Source organism: Rhodococcus sp. C26F, from assembly GCF_053345925.1.
Genome location: NZ_JBKFBA010000016.1, coordinates 1 through 16,838, shown reverse-complemented (window position 1 = coordinate 16,838; position 16,838 = coordinate 1). Strand labels below are relative to the sequence as shown.

General features: G+C 57.9%; 14 protein-coding genes and 1 pseudogene. 3 read left to right on the top strand and 12 right to left on the bottom strand.

The features are described from left to right. Positions 1–184 precede the first annotated feature (184 nt). Positions 185–2,017 (top strand): DUF4012 domain-containing protein, encoded by a 1,833-nt coding sequence (locus ACLBYD_RS17245; protein ID WP_447817380.1) that lies wholly within the window; start codon positions 185–187, stop codon positions 2,015–2,017. A 410-nt stretch (positions 2,018–2,427) separates the two neighbouring features. Here the strand turns inward: ACLBYD_RS17245 and ACLBYD_RS17240 are convergent. Then, positions 2,428–3,917 (bottom strand): annotated as a pseudogene (locus tag ACLBYD_RS17240) (IS1634 family transposase). Between the two features lie 179 nt (positions 3,918–4,096). Between ACLBYD_RS17240 and ACLBYD_RS17235 the strand changes: the two are divergent. Continuing rightward, positions 4,097–4,267, top strand: coding sequence for a hypothetical protein (locus ACLBYD_RS17235; RefSeq protein ID WP_447817379.1), 171 nt, complete (start codon positions 4,097–4,099; stop codon positions 4,265–4,267). A 101-nt stretch (positions 4,268–4,368) separates the two neighbouring features. Continuing rightward, positions 4,369–4,533: a transposase gene (locus ACLBYD_RS17230; RefSeq protein ID WP_447817378.1), complete on the top strand. Its 165-nt coding sequence runs from the start codon at positions 4,369–4,371 to the stop codon at positions 4,531–4,533. Between the two features lie 732 nt (positions 4,534–5,265). Here the strand turns inward: ACLBYD_RS17230 and ACLBYD_RS17225 are convergent. The 11 genes from ACLBYD_RS17225 to ACLBYD_RS17175 all read right to left on the bottom strand — a co-directional run. Next, positions 5,266–6,609, bottom strand: a complete 1,344-nt coding sequence (locus ACLBYD_RS17225) for an O-antigen ligase family protein (protein ID WP_447817377.1) — start codon at positions 6,607–6,609, stop codon at positions 5,266–5,268. A 140-nt stretch (positions 6,610–6,749) separates the two neighbouring features. Next, on the bottom strand, positions 6,750–7,505 hold the full coding sequence (locus ACLBYD_RS17220) for an SGNH/GDSL hydrolase family protein (protein WP_447817376.1): 756 nt from the start codon (positions 7,503–7,505) through the stop codon (positions 6,750–6,752). 162 nt (positions 7,506–7,667) lie between these two features. Beyond that, positions 7,668–8,195, bottom strand: a complete 528-nt coding sequence (locus tag ACLBYD_RS17215; protein ID WP_447817375.1) for an acyltransferase — start codon at positions 8,193–8,195, stop codon at positions 7,668–7,670. A 142-nt stretch (positions 8,196–8,337) separates the two neighbouring features. After that, on the bottom strand, positions 8,338–9,666 hold the full coding sequence (locus tag ACLBYD_RS17210) for a UDP-glucose dehydrogenase family protein (protein WP_447817374.1): 1,329 nt from the start codon (positions 9,664–9,666) through the stop codon (positions 8,338–8,340). Positions 9,667–9,737: 71 nt separating this feature from the next. Then, positions 9,738–11,063 (bottom strand): hypothetical protein, encoded by a 1,326-nt coding sequence (locus tag ACLBYD_RS17205; protein WP_447817373.1) that lies wholly within the window; start codon positions 11,061–11,063, stop codon positions 9,738–9,740. Further along, on the bottom strand, positions 11,060–12,178 hold the full coding sequence (locus ACLBYD_RS17200) for a glycosyltransferase (protein WP_447817372.1): 1,119 nt from the start codon (positions 12,176–12,178) through the stop codon (positions 11,060–11,062). Before ACLBYD_RS17200 ends, ACLBYD_RS17205 begins: the two co-directional genes overlap by 4 nt. Further along, positions 12,175–12,762, bottom strand: a complete 588-nt coding sequence (locus ACLBYD_RS17195) for a serine O-acetyltransferase (protein WP_447817371.1) — start codon at positions 12,760–12,762, stop codon at positions 12,175–12,177. Before ACLBYD_RS17195 ends, ACLBYD_RS17200 begins: the two co-directional genes overlap by 4 nt. Next, entirely contained in the window at positions 12,759–13,715 is a 957-nt protein-coding gene (locus ACLBYD_RS17190) for an NAD-dependent epimerase/dehydratase family protein (RefSeq protein ID WP_447817370.1), read from the bottom strand. The genes ACLBYD_RS17195 and ACLBYD_RS17190 overlap by 4 nt, the downstream gene beginning before the upstream one ends. Positions 13,716–13,717: 2 nt before the next feature. Then, on the bottom strand, positions 13,718–14,500 hold the full coding sequence (locus ACLBYD_RS17185) for a WecB/TagA/CpsF family glycosyltransferase (RefSeq protein WP_447817369.1): 783 nt from the start codon (positions 14,498–14,500) through the stop codon (positions 13,718–13,720). Between the two features lie 9 nt (positions 14,501–14,509). Beyond that, positions 14,510–15,637, bottom strand: a complete 1,128-nt coding sequence (locus ACLBYD_RS17180; protein WP_447817368.1) for a glycosyltransferase — start codon at positions 15,635–15,637, stop codon at positions 14,510–14,512. Between the two features lie 148 nt (positions 15,638–15,785). Further along, positions 15,786–16,838, bottom strand: a 1,053-nt coding sequence (locus ACLBYD_RS17175; RefSeq protein WP_447817367.1) for a sugar transferase, incomplete at its 5' end; no start/stop codon positions are given.

Here is a 16,838-nt window from a genome sequence, read left to right as displayed (position 1 = left end):
CAGGACACGGGAAGTGCGGAACCCTCCCCTGTCGTGCGATCGTGGACGGAGCCTCCCAACTCCACTGTCACGATCACCGTGCAGAAGTTTACTTACAGTCACGGTTACCCACCACTTGAACGGTCGGCCAGATCGAAATCGGGTTATCGTCTCGAGCGGAAACCACGAAGGGGGCACAAGCGGCGTGAACGATGTTACCGGTGAGTCAGTTTCGCCCGAACCGCGTCGACGTAAGGTGCGCAGGCGCCTGTCCGACGACGAGATTGCAGCTCAGCGCAGGAAGCGCCGGCGGGTGCAGATCGGCTGCGGCGTAGGCGCACTCGTCGTCGTCGGATTCATCGGCTGGCTGGGTTACGAAGGCCTGCAGGCGAAGTCGAATCTGGAGAAGGCGCAGAACTTCGCGACGCAGGCGAAAGATGCACTGCTCGCAGGTGATACCGACAAGGCCCGCGTCGTCGCAGGCGACGCCGATCGTTACGCCCAGGACGCCCAGAGTTCGGTCGACTCGGTGCCGTGGCGTGTTGCCGGCGCCGTTCCATTCTTGGGGAGCCCGTTCGATTCCACTCGCCAGATGACCACCATTGTGAGCGGTCTCACAGAGCAGGTTCTCCTCCCCGCGGTCGACGCAGGTAGTGCCGTGTCTCCCGATCAGTTGATTTTGGACGGTGCACGAATCAATCTTGCGGCCCTCCGCGACGCCGCGCCCGTCCTCGAGACGACCTCTGCGGCGATCAGCGGCCTCGACGAGCAGGCCCAGAATGTCGACAGCACGTGGCTCGGGCTGATCGACGACGCGCGGGTCGATCTGCAGGAGCAGGTGTCCGAGTTGTCCGGCCTGCTGAACAACACCTCGCTCGCAGCCCAGATCGCGCCGGCGATGCTCGGAGCAGATGGTCCGCGCAGTTATTTCGTCGGTTTCCAGACGAACGCAGAGGCACGTGGCACAGGCGGACTGCTCGGCGGCTTCACTGTGATCCGAGCAAATGACGGAGCGGTCTCCGTCGACGACGTCACGAGCAACCGGGAATTCCGGTTCGACTACGACCCGATCGACCTCGGCCCCGATTTCCAGCGAGCATACGGGCACAGCCGCCCCGCCCAGGACTTCCGCAACAGCAATGTGAGTCCCCATTTCCCTTACGCGGGCCAGATTTGGCAGTCGATGTGGCAGCAGGAGACTGGTGAACGGGTTGATGGCGCAATTGCGACCGACCCGGTGGCCCTGAGCTATGTCCTCGACGTAATCGGGGACGTCACTCTGCCCGGCGGCGAGAAGGTCACTGCCGACAATGTAGTGGAACTGACCGAGTCCACGGCGTATTCGCGCTTTGGCGACGACCAGGCAGCTCGCAAGCGCTACCTCGAAACCGTTGCAAAAACTGTCGTGCAGAAGCTCACCGGGAGCATTTCGCGTCCCCGGGCCCTCCTGGAAGCGTTGGGGCGCGCAGCGGGTGAAGGCCGACTCGCCGTTTGGAGCTCTGTCCCGGGCGAGCAGACGGTGCTGGAAACGACTCCACTCGGCCATATCGTGCCGGATGACCCCGCTCCCTATGCCGGAGTGGTGATCAATAATCTCGGCGGAAACAAGCTCGACTACTACCTGCAGCGGGAGATCGAGTACACCGCAGGGTCGTGCGAGGGAGACACTCGTACCTCGAAAGTCACGGTCCGGTTGACAAATGACCTACCTCCCGGGGATTACACAAACTATGTAGCCGGCATGTTCGATAATCCTGTTGGTGCGCCGCCTGGCACAAACCTCACCGATGTAGGCTTGCTCGCCACTCAGGGATCAACCCTCAAGAAAGTAACGATTGACGGCAAAGCTACTTTTAGCTACACAAACGAGGAGCGGGGCCACCCCCTATTCAATGTGCAAACTCCGATCGCTCAGGGAAAGACAATTGAAATAGTCTTCGAACTTGAGGAACCGGGTGTCGCAGGTGCCCCGCGCGTTCCTATTCAGCCGCTTATCGACACGCCAATAGTCTCGGAAAACGTACCTACGTGCCGCTAGGCCTTAGAACCTAGAGCGTCCCTGTCAAACGCGGCGATCTGCCTGGATGGACCCGGATTAACTGTTCCTGCATTCCAAAGTTCTCCCGACGCTTGGCCTGACTTCGAACCCCGAGTGCGTCGCTGTAGGGTCGAACCCAGCAAAGCCAGGAAGGTGCGGACTTGAGCAGCGCCGGAATTGCAGTAGCCGTCGTCGCGATGGGAGTTCTTTCGGATGGAGTGCTGTTGCTTGTATGCCGTGCTCTTCAGACTCTGCTGGGTTTCGTATGGCCGTCGATACGAACACCGCAGGTCGACGTCATCATTGCGATCGCCGTCCTCGGTGCTGTGTGGATCGTGATGGCGGTTCCGACCCTCATCGTGAACTGGCGTGCGATCGGCTACTTCGGTCTGGACCGACCTAGGACATTTTTAGTACCCCGCGACGTCGAGATCCGCGAGGATTTTCTGCTGAGCGGCTGGGATCTGCGGCGGGATCGACTCGGTGGTCCCGTTGATGACGATCGTGGAGGTCCGCAACGGTCGTAGCTGCTTGACGACATTGCCGATCGCCAGCCCGGTGTGGTCCTGAATCTCACGGGCGACGGCCAGCGCGGCGAACACGATGGTCAGGTGCGCCTCGATCGCATCGCGGGTGCGATGGAACATCGGTCGAGCCCGCAGATCCGTCTTCGACATCCGAAACGACTGCTCCACATGCCACAGATCATGATATTTCGCGATAATGTCACGTGAATCCATCACAGTGACAGGAAGATTCGAAACATACCCCTTCAAACCGGTGAGGGAGCGGGCCCGTTCGATACTCGCAGTGTCCAGGCGCCGGCCCTTCGTGGTGACGGTGACGAAGCGGGTCGCTTTCGCGGGTTTGGTGCCGTCGATGACAGCGCGGGCACGAGCTTCCTGCAGGTTGAGGGTCTGCGCATCGCGCACCGCACGTTTGCGTGAGTACTGCCAGACTGCTCGCCATCCGTTCGGATGCGTCGCCGGGTCCCACACGGGCTCGGCCCTGGTGCGCACGTTGTTGACGGTGCTGCGCCCGTGACGTGGGGTGATGGTGTCGATGATCTGGCCGTCGGTGAACAGGTCGCCGTGCCAGTGAAAATGCGAGGCGAGATCGCCGGGTGCTTTGGTGACACGGGAGCCGACGATGAACTTCACGCCGGCGTCGTCGAGATCGGTCAGGTTCGATGCGGACAGCATGCCCGCATCAGCAGCAACGACCATCTCGGTGTCGTCCAGGCCGTGCCGCTGCCGGAATCGGCGCACGATCGGCACGATGGTGGTGGTCTCGCGGTGTTGCCTTCGAAACATCCGATTTCCAAAGGGAATCCGGTGCGATCGACGAGCAGGCCGACCACGATCTGAGGATCGACGCGACGCTCCTTCGAGTACCCGACCTTGCGCAGGTCATCTTCCTTCTCGGCTTCGAAGTACAGGGTCGTCACGTCGTACAAAATCAGGGACAAGTCCCCGCTGGTGGCGGCACGGGCGAAGCATCGCGTGGCGACGATGTTGCGATAGTCGCGAGTGACCACCGCGGCGAGATGTCGTTGGATTGTTTTGTACGAGACGGTCTCTGCACCGAGATCGTCGAGGACTCGTGCGGAGTCGGCTTTCGAGGTGGGCTCGACGATCCGGGCGATGACCAGATCTCGGAACACGGCGTCGCCCACCTCGTCGAATCCGAGTCGGTCGTAGACGGCGCCGAGCACCTCGTAGAGCAACCGCGAACTCGTGCCCAGGGTGCGTCCGGCCGGCGCCACCGTTGCGGCGGCAGTCCGCTCGGGTTCGGGGCGCCAGTCGGTGACCTCGTCGACCCGGGCGATGCGGGTGGAGACCTCGAGGTCGAGTACGCCCTGCTCGCCGTCGACGATGCGACGAGCCCGGGCGAGCAGCACACCGAGTTCGGCATCGGTGTGCGCTGACCCGAGGTGTTCGATGATCTCGACTCTGCCACGGCTTTTGCGGGCGACCTGCACCGCGACCGCTCCCGACACGGTCCGCACCTTCCGCACGTATGTCACCGCCGGGACGCTACCTGATTAGTACCCCAATCCACCCGACCGGAGGAGCGAACATGCAGGTCACGAAGCCGAGCATCGATCTACCTGCCGGTAATGTCCTAACTCGGGCGATCGGCTACTTCGGTCTGGTTGCAATCGGAATGGCACTCGTCGGTGGACCATGGATCTGGCATCTCAATCAACGACGTCAGCAAGCAGGCAATGGCTCCGGGACACAATACTGACGGGTCTGACGGCCGCTCAATCGGTGTGCGCCTCACCTACATGTGAACCGTTGCGAGCGAGCGTGTTCTGGTGACGCGTTTCAGGTGTTGTCGGATAGGCAGTGGGAGTGATTGCGGATTTGCTGCCAGCTCGGACGGGGCGGCGTGGTCGACCGTTATCCAATGCATGGTCGATGGCCGAGGGCATCGTCTATCGCTACCGGTGCGGGATCGCATGGCGGGACGTGCCGGAGGTGCTCGGTCCGTGGCAGACGATTTGGACGTAGCATCGACGATTGGCTGGTAACGGCACGTGGGACCGGGTCCTGCAGCGATTACTGACGGACGCGGACGCGATAATCAACTGGGCGGTGTCGGTGGACTCAACCATTACTCGCGCCTACCAGCAAGCCACCAATACCGCTCGTCCCACAGGGGGATCGGTCGAATTACACGAAACCGCCGGCGACCCGACCGTCCATGCGAGCGGCCGTTCCCGTCGCGGCCTGTCGACGAAAATTCACCAACTCGTAGACAGTCACGGACTACCACTGGTCGTCCTCGTTTTACCAGGTCAGTCCGGTAACTCACCGACGTTTCCGCACCTACTGGACTAATTGACAGTTTTCCGATCCAGTGGCGGACGGCCACGAACCCGCCCCGATCGAGTTCACGGTGACGAGATGTATTCTTCCCAAGCCAGTCGGGAATTACCGAGCAGACGCGGTATCGGTGCGTCATCGCCGAACCATCCGACCAAGCAGGCCCCGGCGTTCGACCCGGTCGACTACCGCGGTCACAAGGTGGTCGAACGCCGGTTCTGCCCACTCAGTCACGGGCGTGGCCTGGCCAGTCGCTACGACAAACTCGCCCGATCAACAGCTGGCATGAAGGCCGTGAGCGCATGGACACGACGATTGTTACACACGTCAAGTTCGCAGGAGCGAATCTCCGATGCACGGGCGGAGTCCGAGATCGTGGCCGGTCTATCAGCTAAGCAACTCCACGTATGCAATGAATCACCTATTTATCAAATTGCTAGCTTCGCGCTTTGGGCCGATAATTTCATCCGCCAAGGATGGGGCAAACGAAAGAATTATCAAGATCGAACCGATAAGAAAGCTACCTGGATTGTTTTCCCACACCGGCCATGCAGCGACCGCGACCACATAGGCCATCCACCCTGCCGCAACCTCGAATCGACGCCTTCGGACGGCAACTAACAGAGCACACGCCAATAAGCCGATTACCAGAAGCAGGCCGGGAATGCCAAGACTTGTTAGTAACCCCAGAAAAGAATTTTCGATCGGGAGGTAATAACCCTCTGCTACAACGCGAAGATTGGACGTACCGGGCCCCGAACCCATGTAACCATCCTTTTCCGAGATCTCCAAAGCAATCGTGGTTACATCGGCTCGATATTCCGCCGAGGACGACCCCTCCTCCGATGCAGAACGTTCACGAAGAAGTGGCGAACTCACTAGACCTACTGTGCCGACCACCACTGCGGATATCGCCGAGACCTTAACACCTCGTCGGCGGGTTTTGGTAAACAGAACGAGTAGAACACCAACAGCGACGCCCACAATTAGCGCAATAGTCGCACTGCGGGATACGCTGAACAAAACGGCAAGTGCCGAGAATGCCGCCGCGGCCCATGCAAGGCGATCCCGACGCCGGAGCGCCATCAAAAGCGCAAAGGAGCCGGCAGTTGCGAAGAAGGTGCCGTTCATTAGAGGATGGCCGAGCAGCGTGGTAATCCGATTGACACTCCACCTATCTTCGAACCCACCACCAGATGCGTAAATGCCGCGGAAAATGGAGAATCCAGCCAGACCCTCGACTATAGCCAGAGATCCCAACCCAACAGCTAGCCACAACCACGTCCGGATAAGCAACTTCACGGTTTCCACATCCACACGAGAAGCCACTAAACCGACACCTATGAACAGCACGCAAAAAACAAAACTCCATGCATACGACCGCGCACTGTCGATACCTGAATACGATGAGTAAAGTAGCCATGCTACCAGGAGCGCAGATATAAACTTCCACACTCCGACGAATTGACGCGTCGAAATTCCCCGCGGAACCCGGAGTAACCAAATCAAGATGATTACCAGACTTGGTGTAATGTATCTACCGACCATGAATGGCACATAGCCCATATAAGCTACGGGCACCAATGCAAAAACGATCAGCGCCAACGACGGAAGAATTCGTTGGGGCAACAGGGCGATCAAGATCAACAAAATCAACAGCCCGAATACGGCGAGATAAGACGGAGCAGCAGTAGCGAACCCTGCCAATAATGCAGCCACGACCCCGATAGCTACAGCAATAAAATCGCTTCGAACTGTCATATCAACCTTTGGTCGGCACTGATCGGGTAAAATTGCACGGGATGCCAGATCGAATTATCCGCACAACGTTCACATTGAACGATGTTGAACCGAATAGTTGAACTGCGCCTGGCGCTTATCCCACTCAGTCAATTCTCACGCTAATCAATCGGCTCAATCAAGTACGCGTTCAACTGCCGCTTCAGCATTCGAGCCATTTTCGCGTATCCAAGCCCATTCGGATGGCCGGTTTTTTCGTCTATCAATTCCTCGCGCTCGCTACTCAAAAACCATCGCCCCGCAATAGGACTGATGTAGTGAATGCCTCGCGTATAAGCGAACGAACTTAGGGTCGTGTCGACCGCTTGTTTGTCGGGGTTAACCTTCTCGCCGGTGGAGACCGGGCCAAGCATAATTATGGGTGTATTTGGATATTTCGCCTGCATGGCGTTGAACGCTTGTTCGACCGATATCGACAAAGGAGTGGTATCGATAACACCACTCTCCGATCGCGGCAGGGCGGCCTGATCGTTTGAACCGCCTTGCAGGACAATCAGAGAATACGGCCCCACGGCGTCCAGTCGTTCGATACGAGTAACATATTTTCCCTCGTTCTTACTTCCTTCATCCAGGTAGCCTGTCCCCCCGACTCCGCGCACGGTGACGTCCCAGCCCATCAGACCGCTCATCTGGTACGCGTAACCATCAGCAAGGTCCTCAGCGCCCCAGCCTTCCGTGTACGAGTCTCCGAAGAACAGAACTCGACTACCGCGAGGGACGTCATACTTGTCGATGTCGGGGCCAAGGTACAGATTGGTGCCAGCATCGTCAGATCCGTCTGAGTGGGTGACAGGCGGCTCGGTCCGCGCATGGTCAACCGCTAATCCAATCACTACGAGTAAGCATGCGATTACCACGACTGCGAGGGTGATCTTTTCACGCCCGAACGTCCCTCTGCTGCCCATCCGCACTTGACCGCCCGCCCTTCATCGCCCTCAAACCGACGTCGATGCCGGCATACCAGTGAATTCTCGCCTCAGAGCTGGCCACGTGACCAGCTATGGGGCGCATGTTAGAACTTAAGAGTTCATCAACGGCCTGAAGCCGGACTCCAGAACTGAGTCAATGCGCTCTCGGTAAGTCGATCCCACCATGTCCTCCTGCGACTTCCACTCGCGGAGCCTATCTTGGTACTCGTCCCACGTGCCGACGATCCGCGCGGGATTACCCGCGACCACCACACCATCAGGCACGGACTTCGTAACCACTGAGCCTGCTCCAACGATTGAGTGGCTCCCGATACGCACGCCTGGGAGGATCACGGACCGCGTACCGATAAAGACATCAGATCCGATTTCGATACGTGCGTATCGATACCTGCGACCTTGTTCGTCGTTGAAAAGCCAGCCCGACCCGTCATGCGTAACTAGTTCAACTTCGGTACTGATCGTGACGCGATCGCCGATTGTGATCAACCACGGCTCGCGTGTGAGAAAGCGACTATTAATCCGGCATCCCTCACCGATTGTCACTCCCTCTGCGCGAGCTGCAACAATGGTCCCTTTGAGGGAAGCCCTAATTCGATTTCGGATACGTGCAAGTTCCATCGACGCCAACTCCTGATACTCTCAGTGAATCGTAGTATTGGTGGTTCAGCCAGACTATAGGCAGAGATCGTCTGCACAAACGGCCAGTCGCGCAATGCGACGACAAGCCATCTGGCGAGACATGCTCTATTGCTCTACAACGCTACTTCCGGCCTACACCTTGATAAGTCCAACCAGCGGATCGCCACACACGAGAATCCATACAGTTCCGCCCATCGATAATGTGCTTTTCGCGAACGATTGTGGCGATGTCGTTCGGAGCCAGGTCACGGAATTCTTTCCATTCTGTCAGTACCATCACTACGTCTGCGCCCTCGCACGCATCGCGCACCGACGTTGCGTATCCGAGCGTGGGGAACAACCGACGCGAATTTTCCATGGCTTTCGGATCATAGACATTCACGGCGGCACCCTGAAGCTGAATCTGTCCCGCAATGTTCAAGGCGGGGGAGTCCCGAACATCATCGGAGTTCGGCTTAAATGCCGCCCCCAGAACTGCAATCCGCCTCCCAAGAAGACTGCCCCCGCAGGTGTCCTTCGCCAGCTCTACCATGCTGGTTCTACGCCGCATGTTGATTGCATCAACCTCACGCAAGAATGTGAGCGCCTGGTCCGCACCAAGTTCGCCCGCACGAGCCATGAACGCACGGATGTCCTTCGGCAGACAGCCGCCGCCGAAGCCGATACCGGCATTAAGGAACTTTCGACCGATGCGCTCGTCGTGACCGATGGCATCTGCAAGGACGCTTACATCGGCACCTGCGGCCTCGCAGACTTCAGCAATTGCGTTGATAAACGAAATCTTTGTCGCAAGAAACGCATTTGCGGAAACCTTCACTAGTTCCGCCGTGGCAAGATCCGTAACTAAGAACGGGATGCCGACTTCAAGAAGATCAGCGTAGACTTCCTCCGCGACTTCCCTTGCTCGACGGGAATACGTCTCGTCGACGCCCAGGACCAAACGGTCGGGGCGCAGCGTATCCTGCACCGCATAGCCCTCACGGAGGAACTCTGGGTTCCAGGCAACCTCAACATCGTCGCCGGCTGGTGAAAGTTCACGTGCCATAGCACCCAACCGCGCAGCAGTGCCCACAGGAACGGTCGATTTTCCAAAGATTACGGTCGGCTTAGTAAGCAAGGGGGCCAGCTCAGCTACGACCGAGTCCACATAGGTCAGGTCCGCCGCAAACTCACCCTTCTTCTGAGGAGTACCGACGCCGAGAAAATGCACATCGGCGAACTCGGCCGCTTCCGCATAGGACGAGGTGAAACGTAGCCGCCCGGACGAGATGTTCCGCTGAAGAAGCTCCTCAAGTCCAGGTTCATAGAACGGGACTTCTCCCGAAGACAGCTTGGCAACTTTCGACGCATCAACGTCGACACCAAGGACCTCGTGTCCGAGTTCCGCCATGCAAGCTGCATGGGTCGCACCCAAGTAGCCGGTTCCGAATACAGCCATCCGAAGGGACATATTCCCTACTTCCTTTCACTCCAACAAACAGCGAGGATCAGTTCGTCTGCGAACATGAGGACAGGGCAAAATTAGCGCGCAATACTCTCACCACTTTCCAGCTTATTGCGCAGTTCCGTCCAACCAAAGAATCGGAAGTACGCCGAGTATGCCGTCGAGCTAAAGACCCGCATCAAACCACTCGCGAGTACGATTCCAATCGCGCCAAAGAAGGTATAGAGAACCAAATCAGCAATTACATTCACCAAGATAGTGAAAATTGAGAATCGCAAGAGCAGGTTCTGTTTTTCGATTATGATCAGAAGTCGCGCATACGACGAAGTGATTAAACCGAAGGGTACAGAGGCTAGCAAGGCGAGACCCCACAGTAGCCCTTCATGCCAGGCATCCGGAATCATATTCGAGTAGAGAGCGGCGGCGATAAATGCCGCAGCCGCCGCAGCGGAAAGCATCGACCGTATGATGAGACGGCGAATATCTGACCGGACCAGACGCTGCGCCTGCTGGAAATCGAGCGACCACAGCCTGGACCAATTGCCGACCATTCGCACCAAGAAGGAAAGATTCAGAAACTGAATTACTGCGAAAAGTATTTTATCGGCCATTTCATACGCCGCAATTGATCCACTGTCCGCGTTGCCGAGAAACGCACGGTCAACAACTGGAGATATCTGAGATGCCGCTGTAGAAGCAGATTGCCAACCCATGCCTCGCATATTCAAACGGAAATTTGAGGACTTTCCAGGCTCTGGTACCGCCGTCGATTTTCGGATAGTCCGACGGAGTACGAAGAAGCGGACTATTTCACCAATCGGCATCGCGACAGCTATAACCCATACGCCCAAAGTCGAGACCCCGGCCAAACTAACAAGGGCGAACACACTTCGGAACGACTGGGTCGCAATCGCTGTTGCGCTCTTACCCGTAGCAATTAGATAGGCCGAACAAGACGCCGAGGCACCACCAGCAATTGCTACGAGAATCGCGGCTCCGGCGCAGATTAAAAATAGGCCTGGATCCGGCCGACCCAAGACATAAACGATCGACAGTCCTACACCGATGGGGATGCCGATCCGCACGGCGTAAATCAAGGCGTCACGTTGCGCGCTGGCCAGGTCGCGAGCCGATGCCTGTTCGATTCCCCGACTCGAAAGGTAGCGACCATACTCTCCAATTGCATTTAGTTCGACCGAATTTACAACGACATTGATCAACGTGACAGAGATTGCAAGACCGAGCAACACCGTATCCGCCTCATCCGGAGATGAAGCAAGAGAAATCGCAAAGGGCAGAACAAAGCCAGGAACCATTGCCAGTAGGGCGGGCGCCTGCGACCGCTGCAACCTCACGGCGGCCCGAAAAAGTCGATTTGGTGTACGCGGCTTGGCGTGGGTCATGGCAAGTAAGAGGTCCGATGGGCCATGGCCGTGTCGAGAACTTCGAGAAGCCTAGAACCACTGTGCTCTATCGAGTATTGCTCAAGCCACGCGGCAGCCAGCGACGGTTCGCACTTCAAGGCTTCCTTGACTCCCCTGGCAAACGACGACGGCGAATCGTCTGGAATCAAGCAGCCCGTCACGCCGGGTACGATCGCGTCAGCAACGCCGAGCGCTCGTGACGACGCAACCGAGGGCACGCCTACTGCAGCGGCCTCGATCAACACGTTGGCAAGTCCTTCCGCCACCGAGGGGAGGACAACCACGGCGTTTTCCGGCAGCTCCGCATACCACGCATCGACCCAGCCATGGAAATGGGCTGCTACGCCGAGTTCTTCAGCCCGACGTGCTACTGCGTCCCTTAGTGGTCCCGAGCCGAAGTAATGGACTTCCGCGTGGAGGGAGCCCGCTAGTGCTCGCGCCGTCTCGAGTGCCAGCATCGGCCGCTTCTGCGAGACCAGTCGTGCCGGCACCACAATGTTGACGACCGCGTCGGTCCGTTCTTTGCCACCATCCGCACGAGATTGCTCGGATGAGCGAGAAACCTTCGCCGTGGCAGGATTGGGCACGACCCAGATCTTCGACTGCGGAACTGCGTACCGCGCCGTCATCTCGGCAGCAATCGGATGAGAAATCGCAATCGCCGAATCGGCAAATCGATAAAATACGCGCGAGGCGGAAGTAAGCACCCGGTATTTTATCGACAGCACGTTTCGCAACGTCGTTTCGGAGTTTCGGTTCGATATGATGACCACGGGTTTTTGCGCGCCACGAAGCGCCTTCAGAGACAATGCCATCAAGTTCCAGTACGGCATTAGACCCACAACGACGTCATACTTGCGATGTTTAGCGAGCGACCGAAGTTCGAGCGACTTTCGAAACCAGCCGTTCGACGTCAGTCGCTGCACAGTGAATCCCGCGTTCCCGACGTCCTCTACATCTGCCCCGGCATCCGTCAAGATGACGTCCACAATATCCCCATGTTCAGACAGCCATGTTGCCCACTCACGCGCAACGTACTCCGCGCCGCCCTCCTTCAGGCGAGGGATGAGAAAACCAACGCGCCGCGTACTCAATTTTGGTCGTCCTCGTTATAGAGGTCCAATGCTGCGTACCATTCCGGCATGATGTCGCGCGAGCTCCGCTCAGAAATGACGCGAGCGGGTGCACCGGCCACGGTAACGTTGTCTGGAACGTCCTTAGAGACCACAGCATTCGCTCCGATTACGACATTATTGCCGACTTTCACGCCTCCGTATATGACGGCACCTGGGCCGATATATACGTAATCGCCAATTTGGGGATACTCGCCATTTGCGACGCCAATGTTTGTAGCCGAATGGATACGGCAGTACTTCCCCACCCTTGCCTTGGAGTTCACGACGATGCTGCCGTAATGAGCGATCGAAAGCCCGCGGTCGAAGACACCGGGCGGGATCGACAGCCCAGTTCTCACCGAGAGGCGCTGAAGCCGGAACCGTACGGGTATCCTCACCAGTCTGAGAATAAAACTGGGCGAGGAAGAAAGGTACTCGACGAGTCGAAGATGTCGCTGATAGAAAAGCTCAGGGCGGCGGAATATGTAGTCGATCCTCCACTTTTGGACCCCGTGAGCGTGAAGGTCCGCGCGCAGAACTTCACGAAATTCAGAGTACTTCACGCTTGACCTCCTTTATTGAGAAGACCGGCGAAGTATTCGACCTCCAATTCCAGACCCTTCTCGATTTGCACAGAGGGGCGCCATCCCAGCTTCTTTGCGATTTCCTCGCTTTCACCGCCGGTCCGACGGACGTCACCCGGCGTCGGAGGGCCATAATTAACATTGAGCGTGCGTCCCGTAATTTCGCCAAGAATTCGAAGGACGTCGCGAATCGATACGTTACTTCCTCCGGATACGTTGAGCACCGTGCCGGGATCGGCACTGGAGTTACCGGCCATTACATTCGCCGCAACAATGTCACTAATATACGTGAAATCCCGCACTTGATGTCCATCGCCATAGATCTCGATTTCGGATCCCTGCAACGCGGCGCGAATGAACTTGTTAAACGCCATGTCGGGTCGTTGCCGCGGTCCGTAGACGGTGAAGTACCGAAGTGAGACCGTAGGAACTCCGAAGTTCTTTGCATACAGCGTGCATAGGTGCTCGGCCGCAAGTTTAGTAACGCCGTAAGGACTTACGGGCATAGGTCGGTCGGTCTCGCGTGTCGGATATGATTCAGCGTCGCCATACACCGACGAAGACGAAGCATATACAAATCGCTTAAGAGTCGACGACTTCTTCGCCGCTTCCAGAAGACGTTGTGTTGCGTCGACGTTCATTTTCGTGTAGGTAGTGAAGTCTCTACCCCAAGAAGACCGGACACCCGGCTGGCCGGCCTGATGATAGACCGTGTCCACTCCGTCGAAGAGTGCATCGAGATCAGCCTCATTGATATCGGAACGGACAATCTCGACGTCAGACTCGAAGTTCTTGATATTCGCCAGTTTTGTGTTGACGTCGTAATAGTCGGTGAAGCAATCGATTCCGACTACTTCGTGCCCTTTGCTGAGCAGTTCTTCAGCTAAAGTGCTTCCCACGAATCCCGCGATACCGGTCACCAACGATTTCATTCCTACTGACCTTTCTTCGAGAGGGATCGAGCAATAACCTTGACGAACATTGGCCCTCTAACCAAGTATCGACGCCATAAGCGACTCGGCTCGGCAGCCAGTCGCCAGAACCATTCAAGCCCGAAATTCTGAAGAACTTGCGGAGCGCGCTTCTTCCGGCCGGAGGAGAAATCCACCGCGGCACCTGCTCCGATGTATACCCCCGCGGGCAAATGCTGCCGATTTTCTAAAAACCAGGTCTCTTGCTTCGGGCACCCGAGGCACAAAAAGACCAAGTCAAAATTTCCGCGTTCGAAGGACGCTATGACGGACCGAGTCGCGTGGCCATCGGATCCCGCGATTTTGGGGAACTCGACCGCTTCTACGCTGGCTCCGCCGTATTTCAACTTCAGCTTTTCCGCAGCTTCGTCAGCCACACCTGGGGCTCCGCCGGCAATCGCAATTCGCCAAGCTCGCTCCCTGCCCTTGTCGGTAACGATCTCTAGTAGGTCGGCACCGGTGTTTCGGTGCACGCTTGTACCCGCCACCTTGCGCGAAAGCCACTGCAACGGCACGCCGTCGATCGTTCGAATGGCAGCAGTTCTGAACGCGTCGAATAGTGTTGGATTTTTCTCGAGTTCCAAGACCTGATCAACGTTGAGAGTCATGAGCAAAGAAGGCCCCGGATTGCGGAGTACCTTGTCGATTTCGTCGAGCAGGTCCTCACTGCTCCCAATAAACAGGGGCACTCCGGCAATCTCGACTCCATCGCCGAGGGTAGTCTTTTCTACTGCAAGCTCACGCACGGCTCCCCCTTATTTCGATGTGGTGTCAAATATTGCCGAGACGATTGCTGGAGCAGAGTGCTCCCGTACAGCGTCCTTGACGTGCTCGATGTTGACGCTGCCAACAGAGGCAAGACACTCCGCGATTACTCGGGGTACGCGGTTCGTAACGAAGCCGGTCTTTCCGTGGCGGATTAAGCCGCCGGTGTCGCTTCCCTCCGTAACCACGGGAACCAATCCAGCCGCCATTGCCTCTACAAGTACGCGGGGGTACCCCTCATATCCTGGATGCGATGTCATCAAGAATACGGAGGCGTTGGCGAGCACTACTCCTACATCCGAGGGAGCGAGGCGACCGGCTACTGTAATCCGATCACGTACATCCAGCGCGAGTCTTCGGACTTCTTCCTGCACAGACGCTGCAAGGCTGCCTCCACCGACAACGACCAAGCGCCACGGCTTTCCAGAATCTTTTCGCGCTAGTTCATCAAAGGCGCGGATCGCCAGTATCGGATCTTTCGGGTTCTCGAGTCGCCCTACCCATACAATTCCATGCTCGTCGGCGTCCTCTGCCCGGGGGCGAATAATTTTGGGGTCGAACCATGTCGGGTAGAAGGTTGTATTCGCGTTCTTCGCGCGAACCTCATGCGCGTACTCCTCGTTGAACACGATGACCTGGGCCGCGCGCTTGATCGCGATGGTTTCGAGGCGCCGGTGTGCAGCCGCGGCGGCAGTCCAGAACGAATCAGACTGATCGCTAGCTATCCCGTTACGCTGCGTGTGTATGAAGTAGACTTTCGTGCCTCTGAAGAGAAGGTGGACGACATTCGCAATATCGGCACGATGGGTCTGACAGACCTTGGCTTGAGGCATATGTCCCCGAAACCGGATCAATCCCGCCGAGAGTTTGATGGAATGAGGGACGCGCCGCGGAGCGAGGATCGCCGGATCGAGGGCTGTAACCGGGATAAAGAAGACCTCATTGCTTCCGTTTGTGTATTTTTCCCATTGCCCGATTTTCCGCCCTGCAGGCCCTCGGCCGGTGTCAACGCCAGCGATAGCGATGGTTCTTTCATTGGCGTAAGAAGCCAGTCCACGTATGCACGTATCGATACCGCCTGGGGACGCCGCCGCCGCATCAAATTGATGGACGATCATACGGTCCACCTCTCCCGTGGGAGAGGAAAATCCTAAGAAGGTTAGGCCTTGCTCGTTCATCGAAACTCTTCCGCTAAGTAGTGAAGTAGCGCTGTCAAAGCGCGCTGTGCTTGAGGTTCTCGAAAGCTTTTGTCGCTGGGACGCCAACTCAGTAGGCGCCGTCGCTGGCGAGCACGGCCTTGACGGTCTTGCCGATGATCAGCACATCGCTCACCATCGACCAGTTCTCCACATACGACAGATCCAGCCGCACCGACTCGTCCCACGACAGATCCGACCGACCCGACACCTGCCAGAGTCCCGTCACTCCGGGGCGCACCAACAGCCGGCGCTTGACCCGACCGTCGTAGGCTTCGACCTCACGCCGCAACGGCGGACGCGGACCCACCACGCTCATCTCGCCACGAATGACATTGAGGAACTGCGGCAACTCGTCGATGCTGAACCGACGCATCACCTTGCCGATACGGGTGACCCGCGGATCGTCCTTCATCTTGAACAGCGGACCGGCACCCTCGTTCTGCGCCAGCAACGTGTCGACCATCTTGTCGGCATTGGTCACCATCGAGCGGAACTTGATCATCCCGAACGGCGTGCCGTCGATGCCGATACGCTCGGCCTTGTAGAAGATCGGACCCCGATCCTCGAGCTTGATGAGCAGGGCGACGACCGCGAACACCGGAGCCAACGCCAGCAATGCCAGGCTTGCGAACGCCAGGTCGAAGATCCGCTTCCCCGAGCGCTTGGCCCCGTGGTAGCTGGGCTTCTCCACGTGGATCAGCGGCAGACCGGCGACCGGGCGCATCTCGATCCGCGGACCGGCCACATCGACCACACCGGTGGCGACCACCAGGTCGGTGTCGAGCGGCTCGAGCTGCCAGACCAGATCGTGCAACCCCTCGCTGCCCAGGGTTTCGGTGGCGGTGACCACCACCGAGTCCGCCCCCGACAACTTGAGTGCTTCGACGACGGAGTGTTCGTCGCCGTAGATGGTGATCTCCCGGCCGTCGACATCGATCACATCACCGGGGGCACCCGAATAACGGGGCACACAGACACCGACGACGCGGTAGCCCTCGCCGTCCTTGCGGGAGAAGGTGCGGGTCATATGCCGCACCGCTCGCGCGCCACCCACAACGAGTACCGACGTGTGGAAGTCGCCCCGAGCACGCTTGCGCGCGATCACCTTCCGCCACACCCA

Bases quoted from the DNA above. Each gene is read 5' to 3' on its own strand.
- ACLBYD_RS17235 (WP_447817379.1), top strand. From the start codon at position 4,097: ATGCAGGTCACGAAGCCGAGCATCGATCTACCTGCCGGTAATGTCCTA.
- ACLBYD_RS17225 (WP_447817377.1), bottom strand. From the start codon at position 6,609: ATGACAGTTCGAAGCGATTTTATTGCTGTAGCTATCGGGGTCGTGGCT.
- ACLBYD_RS17215 (WP_447817375.1), bottom strand. From the start codon at position 8,195: ATGGAACTTGCACGTATCCGAAATCGAATTAGGGCTTCCCTCAAAGGG.
- ACLBYD_RS17210 (WP_447817374.1), bottom strand. From the start codon at position 9,666: ATGTCCCTTCGGATGGCTGTATTCGGAACCGGCTACTTGGGTGCGACC.
- ACLBYD_RS17205 (WP_447817373.1), bottom strand. From the start codon at position 11,063: ATGACCCACGCCAAGCCGCGTACACCAAATCGACTTTTTCGGGCCGCC.
- ACLBYD_RS17190 (WP_447817370.1), bottom strand. From the start codon at position 13,715: ATGAAATCGTTGGTGACCGGTATCGCGGGATTCGTGGGAAGCACTTTA.
- ACLBYD_RS17180 (WP_447817368.1), bottom strand. From the start codon at position 15,637: ATGATCGTCCATCAATTTGATGCGGCGGCGGCGTCCCCAGGCGGTATC.